The 1,891-nt window shown below is 45.5% G+C and carries 1 protein-coding gene; it reads left to right on the top strand.

Annotation, left to right across the window (positions count from 1 at the left end; genetic code table 11):
• The first annotated feature begins 569 nt into the window (after positions 1-569).
• Entirely contained in the window at positions 570-1,763 is a 1,194-nt protein-coding gene (locus tag DCC82_RS12865; RefSeq protein ID WP_097354726.1) for an ROK family transcriptional regulator, read from the top strand.
• Positions 1,764-1,891: the final 128 nt, after the last annotated feature.

Raw genomic sequence — 1,891 nt, 5'->3', positions numbered from 1 at the left:
ATACTGAAAATATAAACCCCGCCTTCCTCCACAGCTAAAGCAGTGGGCTTCCGGCGGATGTTCTCGTGAAAAGATGCTCATCGGTTACATACAGGAAATCATGCGCTATCCTGTCAAATCGTTTCAAGGAGAACGTGCACAAAAAACGAGAGTGATGGACTGATGAAGTGTATCTTTTAGTTAATGAAAAGTAATGCCCATACCACAAACACATAGTTCCTTTCTCTGCAAAGAAGATGAATTCATCTGTTTTTTATTGACATAAAAACTATGTTAGTTTAGTATATAAACTAATGTTATTAAACAGAAGCAATAAGTCGTTTTTGTATTGTACATCAAAGATGGAATATAGGAGACTGAGGAACAGCGATTAGTAGTGGGTGAAATCCGTTTTGGCCGCAGGGATCGTGGGAAAAAGTAAGCGATGAAGAATTGCTGCGTGCGTTTGCATATGTCATGGCTCACGAGATAAACTTTTTTCATACAGCCGCTGGCGATGGAATTGATCAGAGACTCATCCGCCTATTCGCGCGGCATACTAAAAAAGGTTGCAGAAGGAATGACCGTATATGGTGCGAACAGGAAATATAGGACTCGTCAAAAAAATCAATAAACAGATCGTATTAAAGCTGATTCGCGAAAAAAATAATATTTCGCGGGCGGAGATCGCCAAAATCACCGGATTAAACAAAGCTACGGTATCAGCGTTAGTCGATGAATTAATTTCCGAACATTTTGTCAGCGAAAGCGGAATTGGCGTTTCCACCGGTGGCCGCCGGCCGCTCATGCTCCGCTTTAACGAAGCGGCTGGCTCACTAATCGGCATAGAGTTGGGGGGCAACTACATTTATGCCGTGTTAACGGACTTAAACGCCGAGATCATTTGGGAAAAGATGTGCCCTTTTCGTGCCAATGAAAAGCAGGAAACAATCATCGAAAAAATGATCGCGATGATTCACGAAGCCATTCGCCAGGCGCCGACTACTCCGTATGGAATAATGGGCATCGGCATTGGCGTACCAGGGATTGTGGATGCGGAAGAAGGGCTTGTTGTATTTGCGCCGAACCTTCATTGGGATCATGTTTCCCTTTCTTCCATTCTTCAAAAACAATGGCCAAATTATCCGATTATTATTGAAAACGAAGCAAAGTTGGCGGCGCTCGGTGAAAAATGGTTTGGCGCCGGCAAAGAGTTTGCGAATTTTGTATATGTCAGCGCCGGGATCGGGATCGGCGCCGGAGTCATCATTCACAACCAGCTATACCGCGGGATTGATGGCATTGCCGGCGAAATCGGCCATCATGTCATTGACGTTCACGGCTTTCGTTGCAGCTGCGGCAATAACGGATGTTGGGAGATGTACGCGTCAGAAAAGTATATTCAGCGTCGGCTCGAGCAGGAACATTATCATTCCATGTTAGAAGGCTTTTCCGTAGAGAAAGTACGCGCATTAGCTGAAAGCGGCGACAAGCAAATGGCGCAAATATTGGCGGAGGTCGGCCATTACCTGGGGATCGGCATTTTACATATCATTTATGCGTATAACCCGGAAGCCGTTATTGTCGGCAGTACGATTGGCAAGGCGGGCAAATGGGTGCTGGAGCCGGCACGGGAAGAAGTCGAAAAAAGGATATTAGTGAAAAATGGGAACGGTCCGTTCATTATTCCATCACAGTTATTGGAAAAAAGCTGTGCGATCGGCGCCGTGGCTTCTGTACTAGAAAAAGTAGTGATGCCTTCGGAGTTAGAAGTCATTTCCTAGCAGTCTAAACTGGGTGCCCTAAACGTTTTTTGGGCACCTTATTGCATAATAAATCCTTCACGAGAACATCCGCCGGAAGCCCACTGCTTTAGCTGTGGGAGGAAGGCGGGGGTTATATTTTCAGTATA

This window comes from Geobacillus sp. LYN3 (assembly GCF_003064505.1).
Taxonomy (GTDB): domain Bacteria; phylum Bacillota; class Bacilli; order Bacillales; family Anoxybacillaceae; genus Parageobacillus_B; species Parageobacillus_B toebii.
The sequence above is the reverse complement of the archived record's forward strand: the minus strand, read 5'-3'. Positions and strand labels throughout refer to the sequence as shown.

Excerpts from the sequence above, each read along its gene's own strand:
- DCC82_RS12865 (WP_097354726.1), top strand. The coding sequence starts at position 570 with ATGGTGCGAACAGGAAATATAGGACTCGTCAAAAAAATCAATAAACAG.